A 24,442-nucleotide genomic window follows, 5' to 3' on the forward strand; every position below is an offset into this window, starting at 1 on the left:
GGACCTTCTCAGGTGCCCATGATCATGTTTTTCAGCGCCTCACTTTCCAGCGCCAGCTCTTTCAGGCGGCCCGAAACCGCGTCCCCGATCGAGACGAGGCCGATCATCTCGCCATTCTCGTCGACGACCGGCAGGTGGCGGAAGCGCCCCTCGGTCATCCGCTCGAGAACGCGCAGCGCATTCTCGCCGGTGGTGCAGGTCATCAGCTTGCGGGTCATCAGCTCGCCGATTTCCAGCTCCAGCGCGGCCGCGCCACGGCGGCCCAGCTCACGCACGATGTCACGCTCTGACAGGATGCCCAGCGGAGTGCTGCCGTTCTCGCTGACCACGACCGCCCCGATACGGCGCTCTGACAAAAGCCGCACGGCGTCCGAAACGGTCGCCGTCGGCTTGATCGTCACCACCGAGGTATTGTCCTTGATTGAGAGAATCTGATTGACCAGCACTTACAATCCTCCTGCCTGGGTTGTGTTCTATCCACAGCCCCAGCGTCACCGGATCATTCGCTTGCGTCAAGTACGACCAGCGGGGGACATTTCGGTCTCGACCGGCACAAGCCCCTGCAGGCGGGCGACCTCGGCCTTCAGCCCCTGCGCCAGCGCCTCGGCCAGCCGGTTCATGCGCTGCGATGAGCGGTCATCGGCATGGCGGATCAGCCAGAAGCTGCGGGTCAGCGACACCTCATCCGTCAGGATCCGCCGCACGCCCGGGCAGAAGGGAATGGCGAAATCATGCACGATCCCCACCCCTGCCCCCGCGCGGATCGCCTGCATCTGGACCGAGACCGAGTTCGAGGTCAGCGCCGCCCGCTCGACCCCGGTTTCGGCCAGATAGTCCAGTTCGCGGTCGAAGATCATGTCCGAGATATAGCCGATCATCCGCAGCCCCTTCAGATCCGCCCTCGTGCGGATGGGCGGATGGCCCGAGAGATAATCCTCATGCGCCGCCAGATGCAGGTTGTAATCGGTCAGCCGCTGAATCACCGCCTTGCCCGCCGTGGGCCGCGACACGGCAATCGCCATATCCGCCTCGCGCCGCGACAGGTTGAAGACGCGGGGCAGCGCGACGATCTGCACCTCCAGCCCCGGATGCGCGGCACAGAGCCGCGCGCAGACCTGCGGCAGAAGGTAGTTCGCGCAGCCATCCGGCGCGCCGATCCGCACCTGACCCGAGATGCCGCCGGGCCCGCTCAGCGCCTCGCTGGCGCCGGTCATGGCGGCCTCGATCGTCTCGGCATGGGGCAGCAGACGCTCGCCCTCGGGGGCCAGGGAATAGCCCTGTGGGGTCTTCTGGAACAGCTTCACCGCCAGCGCCGTCTCCAGCCGCAGCACGCGACGCCCCACGGTCGAGGCGTCGATGCCCAGCCTGCGCCCGGCTGCGGACAGGCTGTCGGCGCGCGCGACCGCCAGAAAAATGCGCATGTCATCCCAGTCCATCGCCCGCCCTTTGCAAAAATGCAAAACCCTTTTGCCAGATATCCCCTTTGTACGGCAATGTTGCACGGCTATAAATTCCGCGAACACTCCATCCAAATCCAACATTCTGGGCGAGGCGAAGATGAAAGAGCTTTACCACTGGGTCAACGGCAAGCAGGTCAAGGGCACCTCGGGCCGTTTCGGCGACGTCTACAACCCCGCAACCGGCGAGATCATCGCCAAGGTTCCGCTGGCCACCCAGGCCGAGCTTGATGCCGCTATCGCCGGCGCGGAAAAGGCGCAAGCCGAATGGGCCGCGACCAACCCGCAGCGCCGCGCGCGCGTGATGATGAAATTCGCCGACCTCATCAACCAGAACATGGACAAGCTGGCCGAGGTGCTGAGCCGCGAGCATGGCAAGACCCTGCCCGACGCGCGCGGCGACGTGCAGCGCGGCCTTGAGGTGATCGAGGTCTGCATGGGCGCGCCGACCCTGCTGAAGGGCGATTACACCGACAGCGCCGGTCCGGGCATCGACCTTTACTCGATGCGCCAGCCGCTGGGCGTCGTTGCCGCGATCACGCCTTTCAACTTCCCGGCGATGATTCCGCTGTGGAAAATGGGCCCGGCCCTTTCCGCAGGCAACGCGATGATCCTGAAGCCGTCCGAGCGGACGCCGGAAACCTCGCTGCTGCTGGCCGAGCTGATCCAGGAAGCGGGCCTGCCCGATGGCGTGCTGCAGGTGGTGAACGGCGACAAGGACGTCGTGGACGGCATTCTTGACCATCCGACCGTTCAGGCCGTGGGCTTCGTCGGCTCGACCCCAATTGCGCAATATATCTATGGCCGCGCGGCAGCGAACGGCAAGCGCGCCCAGTGCTTCGGCGGCGCCAAGAACCACATGCTGATCATGCCCGATGCGGATCTGGACAAGGCCGCCGACGCGCTGGTCGGTGCGGGCTTCGGAGCGGCGGGCGAACGCTGCATGGCGATCTCGGTCGCGGTGCCGGTGGGCGAGGCCACCGCCGACGCGCTGATCGAGCGCCTGATCCCGCGCATCGAGAAGCTGAAGGTCGGCCCCTATACCGGTGGCGACGATGTCGACTTCGGCCCGGTCATCACCAAGGCCGCGCAAAGCCGCATCAACGGGCTGGTCAACTCGGGCGTGGAACAGGGCGCGAAACTGGTGGTCGACGGCCGCAACCTCAGCATCCAGGGCTATGAGGACGGCTTCTTCGTCGGCCCGTCGCTGTTTGACAACGTCACCCCCGACATGGACATCTACAAGGAAGAGATCTTCGGCCCCGTGCTGTCGACCGTCCGCGCCAAGACCTATGAAGAGGCGCTGAACCTGGTCATCGACAACGAATACGGCAACGGCACCTCGATCTTCACCGCCGATGGCGACACCGCACGCGACTATGCCAGCCGCGTCAACGTCGGCATGGTCGGCATCAACTTCCCGATCCCGGTGCCGCTGAGCTACTACACCTTCGGCGGCTGGAAAAAGTCGGCCTTCGGCGACCTGAACCAGTACGGTCCCGACGCCTTCCGCTTCTACACCAAGACGAAAACCGTGACCGCGCGCTGGTTCTCGGGGATCAAGGATGGCGCGTCGCTGAACTTCAAAGCGCTGGACTGATCTAGGCCGCGTCAGAAAGATCGGGGGGCGGTTCGCCCGCCCCCCTTCACATTCAGCGATCCATCGAGCGCAGAATGTAATAGGTCGCGCCACCGATCGCGACGCCGAAAAACCACCCATAGGTCGCCCACCAGCTGGGCAGGATGTTCGTCATCGTCGGCAGCACCGACGAGAACAGGATCCCCACGCCGAACGCTATGAAGGCCTTCACATGCCATCCGCCCTGAAACCTGAACTCGCCATTCTCTTGATAGAGCGCAGCCACGTTCAGCACGCCTTTGCGGATCAGGTAGTAGTCGACCATCAGGATGCCGAAGATCGGCCCCATGGTGGACCCGATGAAGTTCACGAAATGCGCCGCATTCGTGTCCCAGGGCGACCAGGGGAACAGCGCCAGCGCGATCAGCGCGGCAATCAGGCCGCCACCGCGGAAGCTGATCTTGCTGGGGAAAGTGTTCGAGAAATCAAAGGCTGCCGAGACGAAGTTCGCAACCACGTTGATGCCCAGCGTCGCCACGGCAAAGGTCACCGCAGCAAGGATCGACAGGAACAGGCTGTCGAATTTGGCGCTGATCTGGTCGGGGTAAAGCAGCACCTCGCCATAGACATGCCAGGCGGCCGAGGTGGTCACACCCGCCACCAGACAGAAGGCCAGCAGGTTCACCGGCAGGCCCCAGGCATTGCCGCGACGCAGGGCGCTTTCGTCCTTGGCGTAGCGCGAGAAGTCGCAGAAGTTCAGATAAAGCGCGGCGAAATAGGTGATCCATGTCGCCGCCACCGCCATCAGCGTGATGAAGGACCCCGGCGTGCCCGGCACGCCCGCGTCCTTCGTCGCCTGCAGCAGGATTTCTTCCGGAATTTCAGAGCCGAACGTCAGCTTCCCGGATTTCACGATAAGATAGATCGCCAGGATCAGCATCATCACCCAGACCGCCGGACCGGCCCAGTCCTGGAAGCGGCGGACCGTCTCCATCCCGTTTTGGATGATCAGCAGTTGCAGCACCCAGACCAGCAGGAAGCACAGGAACTCCAGTCCCGAATGGCCAAGGATCTGCGTGGATTGGTGGAACTCCAGCATGGCCGGATGGCGCAGCGCCAGCGCCACGATGGCGCCCGAGGCCGCCGCCGTCTGCGCGCCATACCAGAAGCAGGCAACGACCGCCCGCACCAGCGCGGGCACGTTGGCGCCGAAGGTCCCGAAGCTGGCGCGCGCCAGCACCGGGAAAGGCACGCCGGTGCGCACGCCCGCGATGCCGACCATCTGCATCAGCGCATAGATCACCAGCGAGCCGAATCCGATGGCCAGCACGAAGTTCATCAGGTTCCCGCACAGCAGGAACAGGCTGGCCGCGAGATAATAGCCCCAAAGGCTGTGCACATCCGACGTCCAGACGTTGAAGATGGAAAACGCGCCCCATTTGCGATCGGTCGCGGGCGCGAGGTCCTCGTTATAGAGCCGTGGGGATGGTTGTTCCGTTTGCATGTTGACCTCCCGTTCAACTTTGCAGAAATCACCCGGAGTGCGCTGATTTTACGCCTTTTTGCGGGCGCAGCGCCGAATTTCAGGGATGCCCGCAAAAATATTCCTCTCCATCGGCAAAATGGATACGGGACCGGATATCCGGCCGCGACAAACCGCCCTGTGAAAATCAATGCCTGCAACTTCCCTTTCGATGCGGCTATCTTGCCGATGACGGAATCGAGAGGATCGCGGCTTGCGGCCCTTTGCACGGTTTTCGAAGGACAGGAACAGAACGGGGCGGCGGATCGCCGTGCCAGTGTCGCGGAGGGTGACAGATGAGCGAAGTGAGCATCCGAAAGGACCGGCGTGCCGGGCGTATTACGTTTACCCGCCCGCAGGCATTGAACGCGCTCAGCCATGACATGGCGCTGCAGATCGACGCGGCGCTGGACGCATGGCGCAATGATCCGGATGTCGCGCTGGTGATCATCGATGCCGAGGGCGACCGCGCCTTCTGCGCAGGCGGCGATATCGCTGCGGTCTATCAGGCCGGGAAGGCCGGAGATCACACCATTGGCCGCCAGTTCTTCCGCGACGAATACCGGATGAATGCCAAGATCGCCGAATACAAGAAGCCCATCGTCGCCTTCATGCAGGGTTTCGTGATGGGCGGCGGCGTGGGCGTGGGTGGCCATGCCAGCCACCGCGTTGTGGGCGATACGACCCAGGTCGCCATGCCCGAGGCCGGGATCGGCATGGTGCCCGACGTCGGCGGCACCTGGATTCTGGCCCATGCGCCGGGCCGCGTCGGCGAATATCTGGGCTTGACCGGCGCGCGGATGAACGCGGGCGATGCGATTTTCGCGGGCTTTGCCGACACCTACCTGCCCGAGGCCGAATGGGACGCGCTGAAAGAGCGGCTGGCCGACAGCGGCGATGTCTCGGTCCTGAAGGGCGGCGCGCGGCCTGACGCTTCGCTGCAGAATCTGGACCTTTCGGCCTTCGGTGGCCGCACGGTCAAGGAAATCATCGCCGCGCTCGACAAGGCCGGGGATCAGGACAGCCTGAAGCCGCTGCGCCGCAACTCGCCGCTTTCGATGGCGGCAACGCTCAACATGGTGCGCGCCGCACGCGGGGATCACTCGATCCGCGAGAGCCTGGCGCGCGAATATCGCTTCACGCATCGCGCCACGCAGGATTCCGATTTCCTGGAGGGCGTGCGCGCACAGATCATCGACAAGGACCGCAATCCCCAATGGGCCGCCTCTGCCGAGGAAGAGCATGTCAAGCGCATGCTGGCCCCCTTGGGGAATGAGGATCTGCAATGGGAGAATCAGAAATGAAGATTGGATTTATCGGACTGGGCAACATGGGCGGCCCGATGGCCGCGAACCTGGCGAAGGCCGGGCATGAGGTTCTGGGCTTCGACCTGGCCGCGCCGATGCCCGAGGGCGTCACCGCCGCCGCCTCGGCCGCCGATGTGGCCAAGGGCGCGCAGGTCGTCATCACCATGCTGCCGAATGGCCAGATCCTGCGCAGCGTCGCGGCCGAGCTGATCGCCGCGATGGAGCCCGGTGCGGTCCTCTGCGATTGCTCGACCGTCGATGTCGACAGCGCCCGTGCCGTGGCCGATCAGGCGCATGCGGCGGGTCTGGGGGCGCTGGACGCCCCCGTCTCGGGCGGCGTCGGCGGGGCTGCAGGCGGCACGCTGACCTTCATGGTGGGTGGCACCGCTGATGCCTTCGCCAAGGTCCAGCCCCTGTTCGAGATCATGGGCCAGAAGGCCGTTCATTGCGGCGAGGCCGGGGCCGGTCAGGCTGCCAAGATCTGCAACAACATGATCCTTGGCGTCACCATGATCGCCACCTGTGAGGCCTTTGCGCTGGCCGACAAACTGGGTCTGGACCGTCAGAAGATGTTCGACGTCGTCTCGACCTCCTCGGGCTACAGCTGGTCGATGAACGCCTATTGCCCCGCCCCCGGCGTCGGCCCGCAATCGCCTGCCGACAACGGCTACAAGCCCGGATTCGCGGCGGATCTGATGCTGAAGGACCTGCGCCTCAGCCAGCAGGCCGCCGAAAGCGCGGATGCCGATACGCCTATGGGGGCGCTCGCAACCTCGCTCTATACGACTTTCGTCGAATCCGAGGATGGCAAGGGGCGTGACTTTTCTGCCATGCTGCCCCGATTTGTCGGAAGACATCGCAGCTGACGCGGGATTTTGCGCATCAGATGTGAAACCCGCCACCGGGTCGGGCGTTGTCGTCTGAGCAAAATGAAAGCCAGCAAGATGTTCACGACCCAGCACAGGGCGATCTATGCCGCCGCCCTGGCGTTTCTTCTAGGCTGTTCCCTGATGGCCCAGCCGATCGGCAGAATGGCCTTCGCGCAGGATTGCGCGGGCAACTGCGGCGGCGGTCAGCAGGGACAGCAAGGCGGAAAAGGCATCAGCGTGGGCGAGGCCCTGCCCCCCGGCAAGATCCATGTGATCACCCGTCCCGGTCTTTATGGCATGGGTGAGCCGCCGCGCGGCAGCCGCTACGGGATCGTGAACGGACGCCTGATCCGCTTCGACCCCGGCACCTCGCGCGTGCTGTCGGTCATCCGGCAGGTGGACCGCATCCTCGACTGAACCGAACTCGTTGGAGGGCCTCAGCCTTCCAGCAGCGAGAGCGCGGCCTGACGTGCGGCGGGGGTGATCTCTTCCCCCGACAGCATCCGCGCCAGCTCGTCAACGCGATCCTCGGCGCTCAGCGCCATGACGCGGGAGGTGGTCATGCCCTTGCTGACCGATTTCGCCACCCGGAAATGATGGACGCCAAGTGCCGCGACCTGCGGGCTGTGGGTCACGACCAGCACCTGCGCGCCTTCGGCCAGCCGCGCCAGCCTGCGGCCCACGGCATCGGCGGTCGCCCCGCCCACGCCCCGGTCGATCTCATCGAAGATCATCACCAGCACATCATTGCCGCGTGCGAGACAAACCTTCAGCGCCAGCAGGAAGCGCGACAGCTCACCGCCCGAGGCGATGCGGTCCAGCGGCCCTGCAGGCGCACCGGGGTTGGTCGCAACGGTGAAGGCCACCGCATCGCGCCCCTCGGGGCCCGGTTCGCCTTCCGAGATGCGGGTCTCGAAAACCGCGCGCTCCATCTTCAGCGGCGCAAGCTCGGCCGCCATCGCCTTGTCGAGCAGCGCCGCATGCTTGCGACGCCGCGCCGTCATCTCGGTCGCAGCGGCGTCATAGCGGGCGTCGGCCTGACCCACGCCCTCTTGCAAGCGGGTCAGATCCGCCTCACCCGCATCAAGCCGCGCCAGACGCTCGCGCAGCTGATCGGCGAGCCCCGCCAGATCGTCGCCCAGCACGTCATGCTTGCGGGCGAGCGCCCGCAGCGCGAACAGACGTTCTTCGGTGGCCTCAAGGTCGCGTGGGTCGAAATCCATCGCATCCAGAGCCGCCTCGACGCCGGAAGACGCCTCGCCCAATTCGATCAGCGCGCGCTGCAGCGCGGCTGCGGGGGCCTCAAGCCGCCCCTCGGCCTTCTCGGCCGCCGCATCCAGCCAGCGTGAGGCATCCAGCATCGCCCCCTCTGCCCCGCTGGGGCCAAGCGCCTGAAGCGCTCGGGCCACATCCTCGCGGATGCGCTCGGCGCCCTGCATGGCACGGCGACGGGTGTCGAGCTCGGCCTCTTCGCCCAGTTGCGGGTCTAGCTTGTCGAGTTCGGCGACGGCGTGGCGCAGGAAATCTTCTTCGCCCTTGGCGGCGGCCAGCGCCGCCTCGGCCTCGGTGAGCGCGTTCCGCGCCTCGCGGCGCGCGGCCCATGCGGCGCGCAGGGGGCCAAGATCGAGGCCCGCGAAGGCGTCCAGCAACAGCCGGTGGCCGCGCGGGTTCAACAGGCCGCGGTCGTCATGCTGGCCATGCAGCTCGACCAGCGTTTCCGAAAGCGTCCGCAGCACCTCGCCCGAGGCGCGGCGGTCGTTGATCCAGCCGGTCTTGCGGCCATCGGCACCGTTCACGCGGCGCAGGATCAGCTCATCCTGAACCGGCAGGCCTGCCTCTTCCAGAACGATACGGGCCGGATGGCCGGGCGGCAGGTCAAAGACCGCCGTCACCTCGCCCTGTTCGGCCCCTTGACGGACCAGATCGGCGCGCCCGCGCCAGCCCAGCACGAAGCCCAGACAGTCCAGCAGGATCGACTTGCCCGCGCCGGTTTCGCCGGTCAGCACGTTCAGACCCGGCCGGAACTCGAGTTCCAGCCGGTCGATCAGCAGCATATCACGGATATCGAGATGCCGGAGCATCGGGCCTTACAGCCACTTGCCCTGGATGACCTGACGGTAGACTCGGGTCAGCCAGCTGTCGCCGCGTGCTTCGGGCGAAAGACCACGGCCGCGCAGCGTCTTGAAGGCATCCTCATAGAAGGGCGAGGACTGGAAGTTATGGCCCAGAATCGCCGCTGCCGTCTGTGCCTCATCGGTCAGGCCAAGCGCCAGATAGGCCTCGGTCAGGCGCATCAGCGCCTCGGGCGTATGGGTGGTGGTCTGGAATTCCTCGACCACGACGCGGAAGCGGTTGATCGCCGCCGTGTAATGCCCGCGCTTCAGATAGTAGCGCCCGATCTCCATTTCCTTCGCCGCCAGGTGGTCGAAGGCCAGGTCGAACTTCAGGATCGACGAGCGCGCATATTCGGTGTCGGGATATTGCTCGATCACCTCGCGCAGCGATTGCAGCGCCTGGAAGGTCAGGCCCTGATCGCGCCCGATGTCGTCGATCTGATCGTAATAGCTGAGCGCCAGAAGGTATTTCGCATAGGCCGCGTCTTCATCGCCCGGATAGGTGTCGATGAAACGCTGGGCGGCACCGCGCGCCTCTTCATAGTCGCGGGCCCGGTGATAGCCGTAGGCCTGCATGATCAGCGCGCGCTTGGCCCATTCGGAATAGGGGTAAAGCCGCTCGACTTCCGAGAAGTAATGGACCGCGTCCTTGGGCTTACGGCTGTTCTCCAGCTCATACTCGCCCCGCTTGTAGATCTGTTCGGCGGTGAAGTTCTCAAGCGATTCGGTGCCGTTGCTGCGACCACCGCTGCCCGAGCACGCTGCAAGCAGGCCCAGAGACAGCGTAACCGCGACCAAGGAACCCGCCGATCTGAAGCCCGCCATCACTACCCGTCCGTCCGTTATTCGCATGCGCGGCGGGCCATGAAAGGCACGCAGCCTGGTCGTCCTAGCACAGAAAATCTGGCTGCGCAAAATGCCAAAACGTTGAGGCAGCGGGAATTACTGGCCGCCGCTCAAGCGACGGCCAGCTGGCGCACGGGTTCAGCCGAACGCATTTGCGCCGGGATGATTCCCGCGCCCGGCAAACGCTTTTCCAGATCGGCCGAAACCGTCACCCATTCCCATGCATCGGGCTGGGCGAAAAGCGCGCGAAGCAGCTTGTTCGTCATCGCGTGACCCGCACGGTGGCCGGTATAGCGCGCCAGCAGCGGGGCCCCCGCCAGTGCCAGATCGCCCATGGCGTCCAGCATCTTGTGGCGTACAGCCTCGTCCTGGTGGCGCAGGCCGCCGGGCGACAGCACCTTGTCGCCGTCGATCACCACCGCGTTCAGGAAGGTGCCACCAAGCGCCAGACCATTGGCCTGCATCTGGGTGACATCCGACAGGCGGCAGAAGGTGCGGCTGTCCATCAGCTCATGCACGAACGAACCGTTCGCCATGTCGAGCTGCTTTTCCTGATGGCCGATGGCGGCATCGGTGAAATCGATGTCGAAATGGATCTCCAGATGATCGGCGGGCGACAGGCGGGCGAAGGCCTCGCCATTGCGGACCTCGACCGTCTTCAGCACGCGAATCGCACGCAGCGGTGCGGCCTGCTGGACCAGCCCGGCCTCCATGATGCCATGGACGAAGGGCGCGGCCGAGCCATCAAGGATCGGGACCTCGGGTCCGTTCACCTCGACCAGCGCGTTGTCGATGCCGGTACCCGCGAGCGCAGCCATCACATGCTCGACGGTCGAGACGGTGACGCCCGAACCATTGTCCAGCAGGGTGCACAGCTGCGAGGGCGTGACATGGTCCCAACGCGCGGGGATGCGGGCACCGCCCAGATCCGTGCGGCAGAAGACGATCCCGTGATCGGCCGGGGCCGGCAGAATCGTCAGACGGACGGCCGCACCCGAGTGCAGCCCGACACCGCGGAACTGAGCTTTCTGAGCAATCGTGGTCTGCATGGTCCTGCCTGCTTTTCTTCTTCGCCCTGCGGCGCTTGTCGTCATGTCGAGGACCGGTTTGGTCCTTCTTCATGATCCAGTTAGGCAGACCCCATGATCTTCTCAAATGACGAATTGTGACTCGGTGTAACAATCGCCGGTGATTGGTCCGGCAGGTTGCCCCATCCATCGCAAAGCATTGGCACGAAAAGAAAAAAGGGCCGCTGCTGCGGCCCCTTCGGGATTCTTGGTGAATTATTTGTGAACGCTTCAGTTCGCCTGACGACGCAGGAACGCCGGGATTTCGACGTTTTCATCGGCACGATCGGGGCTGGCCAGATCGTCGAAACCGGCATCGAATCCGCTGCGGTTGCGGCTGGCGACACGCTCGCTCACGCGCTCGGCCAGGGTCGCTGCGGCGGGTTTCGCGGGCTTTTCAGCCTGCTCGCCGTGACCCGACATGCGCTCGATCATGCGGCCCAGACCACCCATGCGGCCTGCGGCGCGCGGGGCTTCGGGGGCAGCAGCGGCAGGCGCGGCTTTCTGTGCGGCACGCTCGGGGGCGTGGGCGACGGCGCGGCTCAGGCGGTCCATGACGGCCTGCGACGGCGTGCCTGCGGCGGACTGAGCATGACGCTGCGGCGCGAAGAAGTTCTCCGAGTCGCCTGCCAGCGGATCAGCCGCCGGGGCCTGAGCGCGCGGCTCGGCAGCGGGCTGATAGGCCGGACGCGGCATGTCCTCTTCCTCGATCCGGGCGACAGGCGCGCGCGGTGCGACCGGAGCGGGCGCAACCTCTTCAGCGACCGGGGCCGAGCGGCGCGGCGGAACCGGCAGCTCTTCCTCGACCGCTCGCTGCGCGACCGACGGGTTCTGGGTCAGCGGCTCTTTAATGCCACGGCGCGGAACCGGGACCTCGGCGACACTGGCGTCGATGCCGGTCGCCACGACCGACACGCGGATCGCGCCTTCCATGCTGGGGTCCAGCGTCGAGCCGACGATGATATTGGCATCGGCGTCGACCTTCTCGCGGATCTTCTCGGCCGCCTCGTCCATTTCGAACAGGGTCAGGTCGTAGCCGCCGGTGATGTTGATCAGCACGCCCTTGGCGCCGTTCAGGCTGATTTCGTCCAGCAGCGGGTTGGCGATGGCCTTCTCGGCCGCCTGAACCGCGCGGTTCTCGCCCGAGGCTTCGCCGGTGCCCATCATCGCCTTGCCCATTTCGTCCATCACAGCGCGAACGTCGGCGAAGTCGAGGTTGATGAGGCCCGGACGGACCATCAGGTCGGTCACGCCCTTGACGCCCTGATAGAGCACGTCATCGGCCATGGCGAAGGCTTCGGTGAAGGTGGTCTTTTCGTTGGCCAGACGGAACAGGTTCTGGTTCGGAATGATGATCAGCGTGTCGACAACCTTCTGGAGCGCCTCGACGCCCTCTTCGGCCTGACGCATCCGCTTGGTGCCTTCGAACTGGAAGGGCTTGGTCACGACGCCGACGGTCAGGATGCCCATCTCACGCGCGGCCTGCGCGATGATCGGGGCCGCGCCCGTACCGGTGCCGCCGCCCATGCCAGCGGTGATGAAGCACATATGCGCGCCCATCAGGTGATCGACGATATCTTCGATGGTTTCCTCGGCGGCCATGGCGCCGATCTGAGGCTTCGCACCCGCGCCCAGACCTTCGGTGACCTTCGGGCCGATCTGGATGCGTTGCTCGGACTTGGACGAGGACAGCGCCTGCGCGTCGGTGTTCGCCACGACGAACTCGACGCCCTCCAGCTGCTTGTCGATCATGTTATTGACCGCGTTGCCACCAGCTCCGCCAACACCGAATACGGTGATGCGCGGCTTGAGTTCCTGATCATCGTTCAGCATCAGATGGATCTGACGTTCCATGTTCTCGCCTGCCTTGTCTGTTGTGCCAGGGCCTGTCCCCGGTCGAATCCCCCGTGTGCCCTCAAGCCTACCCAGATTTCGCCAGAGCGTCACCCGAAAAACACAGTCGAACCACAAAATATGGCGGTACAACCGACCGATGTCGGCGGTATCTTGCCCAATCTCCAGCATATGGTGGGGGCGCGCCCCACCACCACCTTATGACCGATTCAGCAACCTACCAGTTGTTGCGGAACCAGCGATAAGCCCGGCGGATACTGCGCGCCGGATAGGCCTCGGACGGCATCTCGAAATCCCACCACTCGTCCTGCGGATGGGCCGTCAGAAGCGCGAGCCCGATGGCCGAGGAGAAGGCCGAGGCCGTGGCATTATGTGGCAGCCCCTGAATGCGCAAGGGCCGCCCGATGCGGACGTTCTGGCCAAGGATGCGGCTGGCCAGCTGATCCAGCCCCGGGATCTGGCTGCCGCCCCCGGTCAGCACGACCTGGCGCGAGGGCATATAGTCAAAGCCTGCTGCGTCCAGAATGCCCGCAACGCCTTCCAGGATCTCTTCGACGCGGGGGCGCATGATGCCGATCAGGTCGGCGCGGCTGACGCTGCGTCGATCGGTGTCCCAGTCGCCCGTCTCGCCGCCCAGTTCGATCATTTCGCGGTCATCGCGCCCGGTCGCCTCGACGCCGCCATGCAGCGTCTTCAGCCGCTCGGCCACGGCATGGCTGACGCGCAGGCCCTTGGCGATGTCCTGGGTGATCAGATCGCCGCCGTAACGCACGGCATCGGCAAAGATCATGTGTTTCTTGATGAAGATCGAGACGCCGGTCGTGCCGCCGCCCAGATCGACGCAGGCCGCGCCCAGCTCCTGCTCATCCTCGACCAGTGAGGCGAGCCCGCTGGCATAGGAGGACGAGGCCACGCCCGCCAGCTCCATGTCGCAGCGGCGGATGCAGTGGACAAGATTGCCCGCCGCATCGCCGTCGATGGTCAGCACATGCATGTCGCAGGCCAGCCGGTTCCCGGCATGGTCGCGCGGGTCCGAAAGGCCGCTGCGGTTGTCGACGGCAAAGTTCACCGGCTGGGCGTGCAGCACCTCGCGGCCACGGCCGAAATCGGGGGCCTCGCAGGCGGCCAGAACGCTCGCTACATCCTCTTCATTGACCTTGCCGCCATCCAGCGTGATCTCTCCGGCAAGGCCATAGGAGGCAGGCCGCGCGCCGGAAATACAGGCGATGATGTGGTCCACGCGGACGCCCGCGACCTTCTGCGCGGACTGGATCACGGTGCGCACGGCACGCTCGGCCTCGGCCATATTGTCGATCTCGCCATAGCGCATCCCGCGCGAGCGGGTCGAGGCGGTGCCGATGACGCGGAAGTTCGACTGACCGGCCATGGGGCCCACGCCGTCGGTTTCGCGGAACTGTCCGGGCCCGTCGAATTGCAGGACAAGGCAGGCGATTTTCGACGTGCCGATGTCCAGCACGGCGATCACGCCCCGTTGCATCGCTTGGCGGCGCATGTTCCGCATGGCGCGCTGATTACGATACAAATCCCTCATCTTCTCTGCCCTTTCAACCTGTTAGCCGGCTTTTTTCTTGTTGTTTGACGCGACCGCGCGGTCACCATCTGCCGAATCCCCGGTGGGAATTTCCTCTTGTCCGCGCGCCCGGCGCAGCATGTTCTGTGCATCAAGGCCCAGACGCAGGATCGGGCGGTTGCCCATGCGCAGGTCGACGACCGACACGTCCCGCGCCAGCAGGTCCTGCGCGCGCACCAGCGCAATCGCATGCTCCAGCGCCATGACCGCCTTGTCCTCGGGCAGCATGATCCGCTGACCGCGATCCAGCACGACGTCCCAGCGACGCTCGCCCATACGCTCAAGCCCGCGCAGGCGCGGCAGGATCGGTCCGGCCGCATCGATCAGCGCCAGCGCTTCGGCTGCGGCCTTGTCCGCCCCCTCGCCCGCGATCACCGGCAGATCCTTGCGCACATCGCGCGAGGTGGCCGAGGCGACGCGGTGCCCGGTCTTGTCCAAAAGCTCGATGCCGCGCGCATGGCGCCACAGCATGACCGGCACACGCTCGGTCACAACGGCCGACAGCACGCCGCCCGGCTTGATGCGCAGCTCGATCGCCTCGACGGCGTCAAGCTTCAGCACGCGCTCGCGCAGTTTTTCCAAGTCGATATCGAAGCTTGAAGCGGGAAGCTCGACGGGAAGCATGGCCCGCAGCCCCTTGTCGACGACCGGAGAGGCGCCTTCGATGGTCATCATGCGGACCATGAACTCATCGCGGTTCTGGACCTTCTGGACCAGCCCGTCGATGCCGCCAGTCAGCGAGGCACGGCGATCTTCGTCCGACAGCCAGATCCCGGCGACCATGACGGCCAGAAACGCCGGAAGCCCGACATGCAGAAGCCGCCGATAGAGCGGCGTCAGCATCAGCCGGTTCAGGCGATAGGCCAGACGCGAGGGCGCGGGATCGCGGCGACGCTGCTGCGGCGCGACCGGGCGCGCGGGCGCGGGCCGGTTCGGCGCGTGCCGCGACGGATCGCCATGCGGGCGGTTCGAGGGGTTCAGTCCCTGCATAGCGCCTCCTTCACGATCCAGTGGCAAAGCTCGGGGAAGGTGATGCCGATTTTCGCGGCCTGCTCGGGCGCGAGCGAGGTCGGCGTCATGCCGGGCTGGGTGTTCACCTCAAGGATGATCAGCCCTGCCAGCCCGCGGCTATCGTCCCAGCGGAAATCGGTGCGCGTTAGGCCGCGACAGCCAAGCGCCTCATGCGCGCGGCGGGCGTAATCCAGACAGGCTGCGGTGATGTCGGCCGGGATTTCGGCGGGCACGACATGGCGCGAGCCACCCAGCTTGTACTTGGCATCGTAGTCATACCAGCCCTCGACGATGATCTCGGTCACGCCAAGCGCGCGGTCGCCCATGACCGCAACGGTCAGCTCGCGCCCCGGCACATAGGTCTCGACCATCACGCGGCTGGGCATCTGCGGCGAAAGCTGGGGCGGCGTGTTCGCGCCAGCCGCCACGATATAGACGCCCACCGAAGAGCCTTCGCTATTGGGCTTCACCACATAGGGCGGCGGCAGCACGTGGCGCGCGCGCACCTCATCGGCATCGGCGATGACGCTTTCCATGACCGGCAAGCCCGCATCACGCAGCACCTGTTTGGCACGGGTCTTGTCCATGGCGAGGGCCGAGGCCAGCACGCCCGAATGGGTATAGGACACGCCCAGCCATTCCAGCAGGCCCTGAACGCAGCCATCCTCGCCCCAGCGGCCATGCAGCGCGTTGAACACGACATCCGCCCCGGCCAAGGCCAGTTGCGCGGGAAGATCCTTGCCCGCATCGATTTCAACGACGTCATAGCCCGCCAGCCGCAGCGCATGCGCGCATTCCTGCCCCGATGACAGCGACACCTCGCGCTCAGCCGAGGGTCCGCCTTTCAGGACGGCGACTTTCGGGGCTGCCCTGCTCGACATGCCCACCAACTTCTGCCTCTATCGCCCGGTTGATCCGGTGCTTTGATATTCCCACAGTCTAGCGCCTTGCAGACTCTGGCAAAAGAGGCTTTTCGCGGTCGGATCGATATTTCCGTGGATAAGCCGAATCACGCCTCGCCGACGCGGATCACTTCCCATTGCAGGTCGTGGCCGCTGGTCTCGCGCACCTTGCGGCGGACGATCTCGCCCAGTTCCTCCAGCTCGGTGGCGGTCGCGCCGCCGGTGTTCAGCAGGAAATTCGGGTGTTTTTCGGACATTTGCGCGCCACCGTGGCGGTATCCGCGCAAGCCCGCCGCGTCGATCAGGCTCCAGGCCTTCAGCTCATGGCTGTCATCGGCGCGCCCGGTCGAGGAGAACCCGGCCGGATTGCGGAAGGTCGAGCCTGCGGTGCGCTCTTTCGTGGGCTGGCTGGCGTCGCGGCGGGCAAGCTGATCCTCCATCTTGGCGATCATTGCCTCGGGGTCGCCGCGTTCGGCGCGCAAGCGCGCCTCGGTCAGCACCCAGCCCTCGGGCAGCTCGGAATGGCGATAGGCGAAGGCCAGATCATCGGGCGTCAGGTCGTGCCACTGGCCGTCGCGCGACACCGCGCGGGCCGAGACCAGATGATCGGCCATATAGCTGCCATAGCAGCCCGCGTTCATCCGCACCGCCCCGCCGATGGCACCGGGAATGGTGCGCAGGAAGGTCAGATCCAGCCCCGCATCCGCCGCCTTGCGGGCGACATGGGCATCCAGCGCGGCGGCCCCGGCAATGACCTCATCGCCCCGGGTCTCGATTCCGTTGAAGCCGCGCCCCAGCCGGATCACCACACCCCGGATGCCGCCATCGCGCACGATCATGTTCGAGCCGACGCCAATCGGGAACACCGGGACCGCAGGGTCGAGTGCCGCCAGAAACGCCGCCAGATCCTCGGCATCAGCGGGCTGGAACAGCCAGTCGGCGGGGCCGCCGACGCGCAGCCAGGTCAGGTTGTCGAGGGGGCGGTTCGCGGTCAGCGTGCCGCGCGGCGCGGGAAGGGTCAGATCATGCGTCATGCCCTGCCCTTACCACCGCTTTTTGCCGATCAGAAGCCCCCGCGCCGCGATGACCGGAGCGAATGCATTCCGCAGAGTATTTGAAGATTGTCAGCGCCGACGCGACTGGGCGATCCAGCCCGCGATGCCGCCTGCCGCAATCCCAGCCATCGCGGCCAGACACAGCAGATGCAGGACGTAATGGGTCACGGCGGCCTCGGTCGCGCTGCTGCGCGCGGCAGAGCTGCGCAGCCATGTCGCGGCCATCAGCAAAAGACCCTCGAACAGGATCAGAATGGGCAGATTGCGCGCCCGCCCCAGCAGCCAGCCGACAATCGCCAGCACCAGAAAGATCACCGCGAGGACGATCCAGCCTTCCGGTTTCATGGCTTTGTCCTGCCGTCAGGGAACGCGACGAACATCTCAGTCCATCGCCGCCGGGGGATGATCGCTTAGACCCTGCGCGCCCTTGCGGCGCACCAGCCCGACCGGCGGCCAGACGAGGATCGACAGGCCGATGGCAAAGACCAGCACGCCGAAGCCCGGCCCCCAGAAAAAGGTGACCCAGCCCAGCACCGGCACGCCCAGAAACACCAGCGTCCACAGCGCGGCCGAGCGCCAACGCCAGGGCACGAACGGCAGAAGGCAGGCCAACCCCACCCAGACCACCGCGATGGCGATGGCGATGAACGCGGCCAGACTGCTGCCGAAGAGCGAACTCACGCCGCTTTCTCCTGCAGGAGGTCCGGCAGCGCATTGGCCCAAGCCGAGATCGTCCCTGCCCCAAGGCAGACCACCATGTCGCCGGGGCGCGCCTGCTCTTGCACCAGCCGGACCAGATCGCTTTCGTCGATGACAGCGCGGGCGTGGCGATGGCCATGCGCGATGAGGCCCGCGACCAAATCGTCGCGCGAGGCGCCGGGGATCGGGTCTTCGCCCGCCGCATAGACCTCGGCGATGCCGACCACATCGGCCTCGTTGAAGCAGGTGCAGAAATCATCAAACAGGTTCGACAGGCGCGAATAGCGGTGCGGCTGGTGAACCGCGATGACGCGGCCCTTGGTCGCCTGACGTGCGGCCTTCAGCACGGCCGCGATCTCGACCGGGTGGTGGCCGTAATCGTCGATGATGGTAACGCCGTTCACCTCACCCACGCGGGTGAAGCGACGCCCGACACCGCCGAATTTCGCCAGCGCCTCGCGGATCTGGCTGCGCTTCATGCCAAGGTGACGGGCCACCGCCACTGCCGACAGCGCGTTTGAGACGTTGTGATCGCCCGGCATCGGCAGGGTGCAGCCCTCGATCACCGGAACCTCGCCATCGTTCAGTTCGGCCTCGCCCTGAAGGGCGATGTCGAAATGCGCGATGCCGTTTTCATAGGTCAGATTGATCGCGCGGACATCGGCCTGCGCGTTGAACCCGAAGGTCCGGACGCGGCGGTCGGTCAGCTTGCCGACCAGTGCCTGCACTTCCGGATGGTCGGTGCAGCAGACCGCCAGACCGTAGAACGGGATGTTCGAGACGAAATCCAGGAATCCCTTCCGCAACGCATCGAAAGAGCCCCAATGCTCCATATGCTCGGGGTCGATATTGGTCACGATGGCAATGGTCGCGGGCAGGCGGTTGAAGCTGCCGTCCGATTCGTCGGCCTCGACCACCATCCATTCGCCCGCACCGGCGCGCGCATTCGAGCCATAGGCATGGATCACGCCGCCATTGATAACCGTCGGATCAAAGCCGCCCGCATCCAGCAAGGTCGCGACCATGGTGGTGGTCGTGGTCTTGCCATGCGTGCCCGCAATCGCGACGTTCGACTTCAGACGCATGAGTTCCGCCAGCATCTCGGCGCGGCGCACGACGGGCAGGCCACGGCGGCGGGCTTCCTCCAGCTCTGGGTTGCCTTTCTTGATCGCGGTCGAGATCACGACGACACCCGCATCGCCAATATTTTCAGCCCGTTGGCCTTCGAAGATCGTCGCGCCCAGCTTTTCCAGCCGGTCGGTGATCTTCGAGCGCTTTGCGTCCGAGCCCTGCACCTCATAGCCCAGCGTCATCAGCACTTCGGCGATGCCGGACATCCCGATGCCGCCGATGCCCACGAAATGAATCGGGCCAAGTTCGCCGGGAAGTTTCGTCGCTGCGTTCATCGGGTCAATTCCGTTACTATTTCTGCAAGTTGCTGCGCCGCATCAGGGCGACCAAGGGCAAGGGATGCCGCAGCCATGGTGGAGGCGCGTGCGCCATCTGCCAGAATATCCCTGATGTCACGCGCCAGCGTCGGGACGTCAAGCGCGGATTCCGGCAGCACGACCGCCGCGCCGGTTTCGGACATGGATCGCGCATTGGCGGTTTGATGGTCGCCGGTCGCGGTGGCAAGGGGAATAAGGATCGCCGGGCGGCCAATCGCGGTAATGTCAGCGATGGACGAGGCCCCTGCCCGGCTGATGACCAGTTGGCAGGCCTGAAGCCGCTCGGGGACATCGGTGAAGAAGGGCTGCACCTCGGCGTCGATGCCTGCGTCCCCATAGATCGCCTCGACCTCGCGCGCATCCTCGGGGCGGGCCTGATGGCTGACGCGCAGGCGGAAGCGCATGTCTTCGGGAAGCGAGGCGATCGCCTGCGGCACGATCTCGGACAGAACACGCGCGCCCTGGCTGCCGCCGATGACAAGGATGCGCATCCGCCCCTCGGGCGTGGGCGCGTGGTAGGGATCACCCGCATATGCCGCCACCGCGCCACGGATCGGGTTGCCGGTGTGAATGCCCTCGACCCCGGCAGGCAGGGCGGTGGGCCAGATGCCGCAGGCCACAACATCGACGCGGGGGGCAAAGCGGGCGTTCACCCGGCCCATGACGCCGTTCTGTTCGTGGATCATGCGCGGGATGCGCAGCGCCAGCGCCGCTGTCATCGCCGGGATCGACGGGTAGCCGCCAAATCCCACGACCACCGCCGGACGGTCGCGGCGCATGCCCGAGATCGCCGACAGAACCCCGCCTGCGATCCGCGCCGGCACGGCCAGCTTGGCCAGAAGGCCGCCGCGTGCAGTGGTGGCGGAGCTGACGACCTCACGCACGACCTCGGTCGGGAAGGCCCCGGCGTAGCGCGCGCCGCGCTCATCGGTCGACAGCTTCACCCGCCAGCCCTGCGACAGCAGCACCTCGGCCAAAGCCTGCGCGGGAAACATATGTCCGCCCGTCCCGCCCGCGGCGATCAGGCACAAAGGCGCCGAAGAATTCGTGGTCATCCCCGGCCCCGTCCCAGCACGTCGCCAATCTTGCCCTGCGCGCGGCTGCGCGTCAGCGCCAGCAACATGCCGACCGCGATGCCCGAGGCGATGACGGACGAGCCGCCGTAGCTGACGAAGGGCAGCGTCATCCCCTTGGCGGGCAGCAGCCGCACGGCCACGCCCATGTTGATCAGCGCCTGCACGCCGAAGGCGCAGGCCAGCCCCGTGCCCGCGATCCGGGTGAAGGGGTCGCGCTCATTGCGCAGCCGCATCAGCGAGCGGAAGACGACGGTGCCGTAAAGCAGGATGATCGCCAGCACCATGATAAGGCCATATTCCTCGGCCGCGACGGCGATGATGAAGTCGGTATGCGCGTCCGGCAGCGACCATTTGACCTGCCCCTCGCCCACGCCGACGCCGAAGAAGCCGCCTTCCTGAATGGCATTGGTGGCAAAGCCAAGCTGGGTGCGCGGGTCGACCTCGGCTGACAGAAAGCCGTCAATGCGGCGGGCAAAGTGGTCCGAGGTCTCATAGGCGAAAAGCCCGCCAAGCCCCGCCACCGAGACCACGCCCAAAAGCAGCGTCAGTGGTGCGCCCGCGACGAAATACATCACGCACCAGGAAAAAAGCACCAGCGAGGCCTGCCCGAAGTCGGGCTGCAACGCCAGCAGCAGGACGACGACCATCGCCACGCCCGCCGACAGCACGCGACCGGGCGGGCCACCAACCTCTTGCCCCGCCGCCATGAACCAGGCGCAAAGCGCGATGAAGCAGGGCTTCAGGAACTCGGACGGCTGGACCGAGGCGAAGCCGAAGCTCAGCCAGCGCACCGCGCCCTTGCCGAAGTCGGTGCCGATGAAGGGCAGCGCCAGAATGGCCAGCATCGCGCCTGCAAAGCCCAGAACGCCCAGCCTGCGCACATTGCGCGGGCTGAAGGCCGAGATCACGATCATCACGACCACCGCGACACCGCCGAAGAAGGCCTGTCGCGTCACGTAATAGAACTGAGGCAGCCCGTTCTTTTCGGCCAGCGGCACCGAGGCCGCCAGCCCCAGCAACAGCCCGATCGCGAACAGCCCCAGCACACATGCCAGGGACCAACGATCGACTGTGCGCCACCATCGGGGAACAATAGGATCGCCCGCCCGCACGGGCGTGGCGCCAAAGACCATCTCGGTCATGGGATACCGCCGTCACTGCCTCAAGATACGCCCGTTTGCCGGGTCTGTTCGCGAATCATAGCGCGTCTGCCCGCACAGCGCTACTGCGGATTTCCGGAACTGACGCTGCGAACGCGGCAGGCCGCCCGGCCTCACCCTGGGGCCTGTGCCCGCAAACTGGCCCCTTTCTTCTTGCGGCAGAGGCAATTACCTATCCTTGGGATCGGACAAGGGAAGTGGCATGATCTATCGCTCAAGCGCAGAATGGCAGTCGGCCACGCAGAAACGCGTTCTGTTTTTCGGCATGTCGGGACTGGGCAAGACCTATCTGGCCGCCATGCTGCGCGATGCCGGGGACTGGTTCCACTACTCGGTCGATTACCGCATCGGCACGCGCTACATGGGCGAGCTGATCGCCGACAACTTCAAGCGCGAGGCCATGAAGGTTCCCTTCCTGCGCGAGCTCTTGCTGTCGGACTCGGTCTATATCGCCTCGAACATCACCTTCGAGAACCTTGCGCCGCTCTCGACCTATCTGGGCAAGCCCGGCAGCCAGACGCGCGGCGGCCTGCCCTTTGACGAATACATGCGCCGTCAGGATCAACACCGCACGGCCGAGATCGCGGCGCTGAAGGACACGCGCCATTTCATCCAGCGCGCCCGCGAGATCTATGGCATCGCGAATTTCGTCTGCGACTCGGGCGGGTCGATCTGCGAGGTGGTGGACCCATTCGCCGACAGCGACCCGGTCCTCGACATGCTGGAACAGGATGTGCTGCTGGTCTGGATCAAGGGCTCGGACGAACATACATCCGAGCTGGTGCGCCGCTTCGACCGCGCGCCAAAACCCATGTATTACCAACCCCAGTTTCTGGAACGCGCCTGGACCGCCTATCGCATGGAAGAGGGCCTCGAAGAGGATGAGGTCAACCCCGACAACTTCATCCGCTGGACCTATGCCCGCGCCCTCGCCCACCGTCAGCCCCGCTACGAGGCGATGGCGCGGCGCGGAATTACCCTGCTGGCCGAGGAGGTCGCGCAGATCCGCGCCCCTGACCAGCTTTGCGACCTGATCGCCGCCGCCATCGACAGAAAGGAAACCTGATGCCCATCACCCTGCCCAATGACTTGCCCGCCTATGACATCCTGTCGAACGAAGGCGTCATGGTCATGTCGCCGGGCCGGGCAGAGATGCAGGACATCCGGCCCCTGCGCATCGGGCTTCTGAACCTCATGCCGAAGAAAATCCAGACCGAGAACCAGTTCGCCCGGCTGATCGGCGCGACGCCCCTGCAGATCGACTTCCAGCTGATCCGCATGTCGGACCACGAAAGCCGCAACACCGCCGCCGACCATATGGAGTCCTTCTATCGCAAGTTCTCCGAGGTCGAAGAGACCGGCGAGAAATTCGACGGGCTGGTCATCACCGGCGCGCCCATCGAACATCTGCCGTTCGAGCGGGTGACCTATTGGGAAGAACTCGAGCGGGTCTTTGCATGGACGCAGACACATGTGCATTCGACCTTCGGCGTCTGCTGGGGCGGCATGGCCATGGCCTGGCATTTCCACGGGCTGAAAAAGCACATGCTGGACCAGAAGGCCTTCGGCTGCTTCCGCCACCGCAGCCTTGTTCCCGCCAGCCCCTATCTGCGCGGCTTCTCGGATGATGTGCTGGTGCCCGTCAGCCGCTGGACCGAGGTGCGCCAGTCCGAGGTCGACGCAATCCCCGCCCTGCGCACACTGATCGCCTCGGATCAGGTGGGGCCCTGCCTGATCGAAGACCCCGACCACCGCGCGATCTATGTCTTCAACCATTTCGAATATGACAGCACCACGCTGAAGGATGAATATGACCGCGATGTCGAAAGTGGGAAACCGATTGCCGTCCCGGTGAATTACTATCCCGACGACGATCCGATGCGGCAGCCCTCGAACCGCTGGCGCAGCCACGCCCATCTGCTTTACGGCAACTGGATCAACGACATCTACCAGACGACCCCGTTCGATCTGGACCGGATCGGGAAAGGTGAGGAATGAGCGCGAAATCCCAAGCCCAGCATCCCTTCATCGGCAAGGTCCGAAAGTTTCTGGACAAGAAGGCCCCGGCCGAGATCCGCAAGATCATCAAGGAGGCGGGCGGCGACCGCATCCCCGACCCCAGCTATCCCTATCCCGAAGAGATGAAGTCGAAGGACTACGACCGTCACATGGAGGGGCTGCAGATCCAGCTTGTCCGGATGATGAGCGACGTGATCGCCACCGGCAAGCGCGTGGTCGTCGTCTTCGAGGGCCGCGACGCCGCTGGCAAGGGCGGCACCATCGAACGGGTGCGCGAGAACCTGAACCCGCGCTCGGCCTATATCGCGGCGCTGCCGAAACCGACCGAGCGTGAGGCGGGGCAATGGTACTTCCAACGTTACATCGACTGGCTGCCCGCCCGCGGTGAAATGGTGCTCTTCGACCGCAGCTGGTACAACCGCGGCGTGGTCGAGCATGTCTTCGGCTTTTGCACCGATGCGCAGCGCGAGATCTTCTTCCGCCAGCTGCCCCCGTTCGAGAACATGCTGGTCGATGACGGCATCATTCTGGTCAAGCTGTGGCTCAGCGTCGGCCGCGCCGAGCAGTTGCAACGCTTCCTTGATCGCGAAAGCGATCCGCTGAAGCAATGGAAGCTCAGCGCCATCGACATTGAGGGTCTGGGCAAATGGGACGAATACACCGCCGCCATCCATGAGACGCTGGCCCGCAGCCATTCGCTGATCGCGCCCTGGACGGTCATCCGCTCGGATGACAAGCGCCGCGCGCGCATCGCCGCGATCCAGACGATCCTGATGGCCGTCGACTTCGAGGGCCGCGACCCCGAGGTGATCGGCATGCCCGACCCAGCGATCACCGGCGGCCCGGACATTCTGGTCAGCTGAGGG

At 65.4% G+C, this 24,442-nt stretch carries 23 protein-coding genes; 7 read left to right on the forward strand and 16 right to left on the reverse strand.

Going from position 1 to position 24,442, the window contains the following annotated elements:
- Positions 1 to 8: 8 nt before the first annotated feature.
- Entirely contained in the window at positions 9 to 446 is a 438-nt protein-coding gene (locus IQ24_RS03915) for a CBS domain-containing protein (protein WP_145396427.1), read from the reverse strand.
- Between the two features lie 66 nt (positions 447 to 512).
- A complete protein-coding gene (locus IQ24_RS03920) occupies positions 513 to 1,436 on the reverse strand; it encodes a LysR family transcriptional regulator (protein ID WP_145396429.1) in 924 nt (307 codons plus the stop codon).
- Positions 1,437 to 1,557: 121 nt separating this feature from the next.
- Between IQ24_RS03920 and IQ24_RS03925 the strand changes: the two genes are divergently transcribed.
- Positions 1,558 to 3,057 (forward strand): CoA-acylating methylmalonate-semialdehyde dehydrogenase, encoded by a 1,500-nt coding sequence (locus IQ24_RS03925; RefSeq protein WP_145396431.1) that lies wholly within the window; start codon positions 1,558 to 1,560, stop codon positions 3,055 to 3,057.
- A gap of 52 nt (positions 3,058 to 3,109) precedes the next feature.
- Here IQ24_RS03925 and IQ24_RS03930 read toward each other — a convergent pair whose 3' ends face one another.
- The gene (locus IQ24_RS03930) at positions 3,110 to 4,540 is read right to left on the reverse strand and encodes an NCS1 family nucleobase:cation symporter-1 (RefSeq protein WP_145396433.1); all 1,431 of its coding nucleotides are present in this window, start codon (positions 4,538 to 4,540) and stop codon (positions 3,110 to 3,112) included.
- A 314-nt stretch (positions 4,541 to 4,854) separates the two neighbouring features.
- On the opposite strand from IQ24_RS03930, the gene IQ24_RS03935 reads away from it, so the two are divergent.
- The 3 genes from IQ24_RS03935 (at position 4,855) to IQ24_RS03945 (ending at position 7,151) form a co-directional block, all read left to right on the forward strand.
- Complete coding sequence (locus IQ24_RS03935; RefSeq protein WP_145396435.1) at positions 4,855 to 5,862, forward strand: enoyl-CoA hydratase/isomerase family protein; 1,008 nt, start codon at positions 4,855 to 4,857, stop codon at positions 5,860 to 5,862.
- Positions 5,859 to 6,731: a 3-hydroxyisobutyrate dehydrogenase gene (gene mmsB / locus IQ24_RS03940; protein ID WP_145396437.1), complete on the forward strand. Its 873-nt coding sequence runs from the start codon at positions 5,859 to 5,861 to the stop codon at positions 6,729 to 6,731. Before IQ24_RS03935 ends, mmsB begins: the two co-directional genes overlap by 4 nt.
- A 144-nt stretch (positions 6,732 to 6,875) precedes the next feature.
- Positions 6,876 to 7,151 carry a hypothetical protein gene (locus IQ24_RS03945; protein ID WP_145396439.1) on the forward strand — a complete coding sequence of 92 codons (276 nt, stop codon included), beginning with the start codon at positions 6,876 to 6,878 and terminating at the stop codon, positions 7,149 to 7,151.
- Positions 7,152 to 7,171: 20 nt separating this feature from the next.
- On the opposite strand, the gene recN is transcribed toward IQ24_RS03945, so the two are convergent.
- From recN to IQ24_RS04010, 13 genes are all read right to left on the reverse strand, one after another.
- Positions 7,172 to 8,815, reverse strand: coding sequence for a DNA repair protein RecN (gene recN, locus IQ24_RS03950; RefSeq protein WP_145396441.1), 1,644 nt, complete (start codon positions 8,813 to 8,815; stop codon positions 7,172 to 7,174).
- A 6-nt stretch (positions 8,816 to 8,821) separates the two neighbouring features.
- Positions 8,822 to 9,673: an outer membrane protein assembly factor BamD gene (locus tag IQ24_RS03955; RefSeq protein WP_145396443.1), complete on the reverse strand. Its 852-nt coding sequence runs from the start codon at positions 9,671 to 9,673 to the stop codon at positions 8,822 to 8,824.
- A 131-nt stretch (positions 9,674 to 9,804) separates the two neighbouring features.
- The gene (gene lpxC, locus IQ24_RS03960; protein WP_145396444.1) at positions 9,805 to 10,743 is read right to left on the reverse strand and encodes a UDP-3-O-acyl-N-acetylglucosamine deacetylase; all 939 of its coding nucleotides are present in this window, start codon (positions 10,741 to 10,743) and stop codon (positions 9,805 to 9,807) included.
- A 249-nt stretch (positions 10,744 to 10,992) separates the two neighbouring features.
- Complete coding sequence (gene ftsZ, locus IQ24_RS03965; RefSeq protein ID WP_145396446.1) at positions 10,993 to 12,615, reverse strand: cell division protein FtsZ; 1,623 nt, start codon at positions 12,613 to 12,615, stop codon at positions 10,993 to 10,995.
- 217 nt (positions 12,616 to 12,832) lie between these two features.
- Positions 12,833 to 14,167, reverse strand: a complete 1,335-nt coding sequence (gene ftsA / locus IQ24_RS03970) for a cell division protein FtsA (RefSeq protein WP_145396448.1) — start codon at positions 14,165 to 14,167, stop codon at positions 12,833 to 12,835.
- Positions 14,168 to 14,188: 21 nt separating this feature from the next.
- Positions 14,189 to 15,196, reverse strand: a complete 1,008-nt coding sequence (locus IQ24_RS03975) for a cell division protein FtsQ/DivIB (RefSeq protein ID WP_145396450.1) — start codon at positions 15,194 to 15,196, stop codon at positions 14,189 to 14,191.
- Complete coding sequence (locus tag IQ24_RS03980) at positions 15,184 to 16,107, reverse strand: D-alanine--D-alanine ligase (protein ID WP_422386258.1); 924 nt, start codon at positions 16,105 to 16,107, stop codon at positions 15,184 to 15,186. Before IQ24_RS03980 ends, IQ24_RS03975 begins: the two co-directional genes overlap by 13 nt.
- Positions 16,108 to 16,226: 119 nt before the next feature.
- Positions 16,227 to 17,153 (reverse strand): UDP-N-acetylmuramate dehydrogenase, encoded by a 927-nt coding sequence (murB, locus tag IQ24_RS03985; protein ID WP_145396454.1) that lies wholly within the window; start codon positions 17,151 to 17,153, stop codon positions 16,227 to 16,229.
- Positions 17,154 to 17,243: 90 nt separating this feature from the next.
- Positions 17,244 to 17,519, reverse strand: a complete 276-nt coding sequence (locus tag IQ24_RS03990; RefSeq protein WP_145396455.1) for a hypothetical protein — start codon at positions 17,517 to 17,519, stop codon at positions 17,244 to 17,246.
- Positions 17,520 to 17,555: 36 nt separating this feature from the next.
- Positions 17,556 to 17,855 carry a DUF2484 family protein gene (locus tag IQ24_RS03995; protein ID WP_145396457.1) on the reverse strand — a complete coding sequence of 100 codons (300 nt, stop codon included), beginning with the start codon at positions 17,853 to 17,855 and terminating at the stop codon, positions 17,556 to 17,558.
- Positions 17,852 to 19,279 (reverse strand): UDP-N-acetylmuramate--L-alanine ligase, encoded by a 1,428-nt coding sequence (gene murC / locus IQ24_RS04000; protein WP_145396459.1) that lies wholly within the window; start codon positions 19,277 to 19,279, stop codon positions 17,852 to 17,854. Before murC ends, IQ24_RS03995 begins: the two co-directional genes overlap by 4 nt.
- Complete coding sequence (locus IQ24_RS04005) at positions 19,276 to 20,376, reverse strand: UDP-N-acetylglucosamine--N-acetylmuramyl-(pentapeptide) pyrophosphoryl-undecaprenol N-acetylglucosamine transferase (RefSeq protein WP_145396461.1); 1,101 nt, start codon at positions 20,374 to 20,376, stop codon at positions 19,276 to 19,278. Before IQ24_RS04005 ends, murC begins: the two co-directional genes overlap by 4 nt.
- Complete coding sequence (locus tag IQ24_RS04010; protein WP_145396463.1) at positions 20,373 to 21,539, reverse strand: FtsW/RodA/SpoVE family cell cycle protein; 1,167 nt, start codon at positions 21,537 to 21,539, stop codon at positions 20,373 to 20,375. The genes IQ24_RS04005 and IQ24_RS04010 overlap by 4 nt, the downstream gene beginning before the upstream one ends.
- Positions 21,540 to 21,759: 220 nt before the next feature.
- Between IQ24_RS04010 and IQ24_RS04015 the strand changes: the two genes are divergently transcribed.
- The 3 genes from IQ24_RS04015 to ppk2 are packed head-to-tail and all read left to right on the forward strand — an operon-like array spanning position 21,760 to position 24,439.
- A complete protein-coding gene (locus IQ24_RS04015; RefSeq protein WP_145396464.1) occupies positions 21,760 to 22,623 on the forward strand; it encodes an ATPase in 864 nt (287 codons plus the stop codon).
- Positions 22,623 to 23,555, forward strand: coding sequence for a homoserine O-succinyltransferase (locus IQ24_RS04020; RefSeq protein ID WP_145396466.1), 933 nt, complete (start codon positions 22,623 to 22,625; stop codon positions 23,553 to 23,555). Before IQ24_RS04015 ends, IQ24_RS04020 begins: the two co-directional genes overlap by 1 nt.
- Positions 23,552 to 24,439 carry a polyphosphate kinase 2 gene (gene ppk2, locus IQ24_RS04025; protein WP_145396468.1) on the forward strand — a complete coding sequence of 296 codons (888 nt, stop codon included), beginning with the start codon at positions 23,552 to 23,554 and terminating at the stop codon, positions 24,437 to 24,439. The genes IQ24_RS04020 and ppk2 overlap by 4 nt, the downstream gene beginning before the upstream one ends.
- Positions 24,440 to 24,442: the final 3 nt, after the last annotated feature.

Source organism: Paracoccus sulfuroxidans (assembly GCF_007830335.1).
Lineage (GTDB): Bacteria > Pseudomonadota > Alphaproteobacteria > Rhodobacterales > Rhodobacteraceae > Paracoccus > Paracoccus sulfuroxidans.

Coding starts and splice junctions, on each gene's coding strand:
- IQ24_RS03920 (WP_145396429.1), bottom strand. CDS start 1,436: ATGGACTGGGATGACATGCGCATTTTTCTGGCGGTCGCGCGCGCCGAC.
- IQ24_RS03925 (WP_145396431.1), top strand. CDS start 1,558: ATGAAAGAGCTTTACCACTGGGTCAACGGCAAGCAGGTCAAGGGCACC.
- IQ24_RS03930 (WP_145396433.1), bottom strand. CDS start 4,540: ATGCAAACGGAACAACCATCCCCACGGCTCTATAACGAGGACCTCGCG.
- IQ24_RS03935 (WP_145396435.1), top strand. CDS start 4,855: ATGAGCGAAGTGAGCATCCGAAAGGACCGGCGTGCCGGGCGTATTACG.
- mmsB (WP_145396437.1), top strand. CDS start 5,859: ATGAAGATTGGATTTATCGGACTGGGCAACATGGGCGGCCCGATGGCC.
- IQ24_RS03945 (WP_145396439.1), top strand. CDS start 6,876: ATGGCCCAGCCGATCGGCAGAATGGCCTTCGCGCAGGATTGCGCGGGC.
- recN (WP_145396441.1), bottom strand. CDS start 8,815: ATGCTCCGGCATCTCGATATCCGTGATATGCTGCTGATCGACCGGCTG.
- IQ24_RS03955 (WP_145396443.1), bottom strand. CDS start 9,673: ATGGCGGGCTTCAGATCGGCGGGTTCCTTGGTCGCGGTTACGCTGTCT.
- lpxC (WP_145396444.1), bottom strand. CDS start 10,743: ATGCAGACCACGATTGCTCAGAAAGCTCAGTTCCGCGGTGTCGGGCTG.
- ftsZ (WP_145396446.1), bottom strand. CDS start 12,615: ATGGAACGTCAGATCCATCTGATGCTGAACGATGATCAGGAACTCAAG.
- ftsA (WP_145396448.1), bottom strand. CDS start 14,167: ATGAGGGATTTGTATCGTAATCAGCGCGCCATGCGGAACATGCGCCGC.
- IQ24_RS03975 (WP_145396450.1), bottom strand. CDS start 15,196: ATGCAGGGACTGAACCCCTCGAACCGCCCGCATGGCGATCCGTCGCGG.
- murB (WP_145396454.1), bottom strand. CDS start 17,153: ATGACGCATGATCTGACCCTTCCCGCGCCGCGCGGCACGCTGACCGCG.
- IQ24_RS03990 (WP_145396455.1), bottom strand. CDS start 17,519: ATGAAACCGGAAGGCTGGATCGTCCTCGCGGTGATCTTTCTGGTGCTG.
- murC (WP_145396459.1), bottom strand. CDS start 19,279: ATGAACGCAGCGACGAAACTTCCCGGCGAACTTGGCCCGATTCATTTC.
- IQ24_RS04005 (WP_145396461.1), bottom strand. CDS start 20,376: ATGACCACGAATTCTTCGGCGCCTTTGTGCCTGATCGCCGCGGGCGGG.
- IQ24_RS04010 (WP_145396463.1), bottom strand. CDS start 21,539: ATGACCGAGATGGTCTTTGGCGCCACGCCCGTGCGGGCGGGCGATCCT.
- IQ24_RS04015 (WP_145396464.1), top strand. CDS start 21,760: ATGATCTATCGCTCAAGCGCAGAATGGCAGTCGGCCACGCAGAAACGC.
- IQ24_RS04020 (WP_145396466.1), top strand. CDS start 22,623: ATGCCCATCACCCTGCCCAATGACTTGCCCGCCTATGACATCCTGTCG.
- ppk2 (WP_145396468.1), top strand. CDS start 23,552: ATGAGCGCGAAATCCCAAGCCCAGCATCCCTTCATCGGCAAGGTCCGA.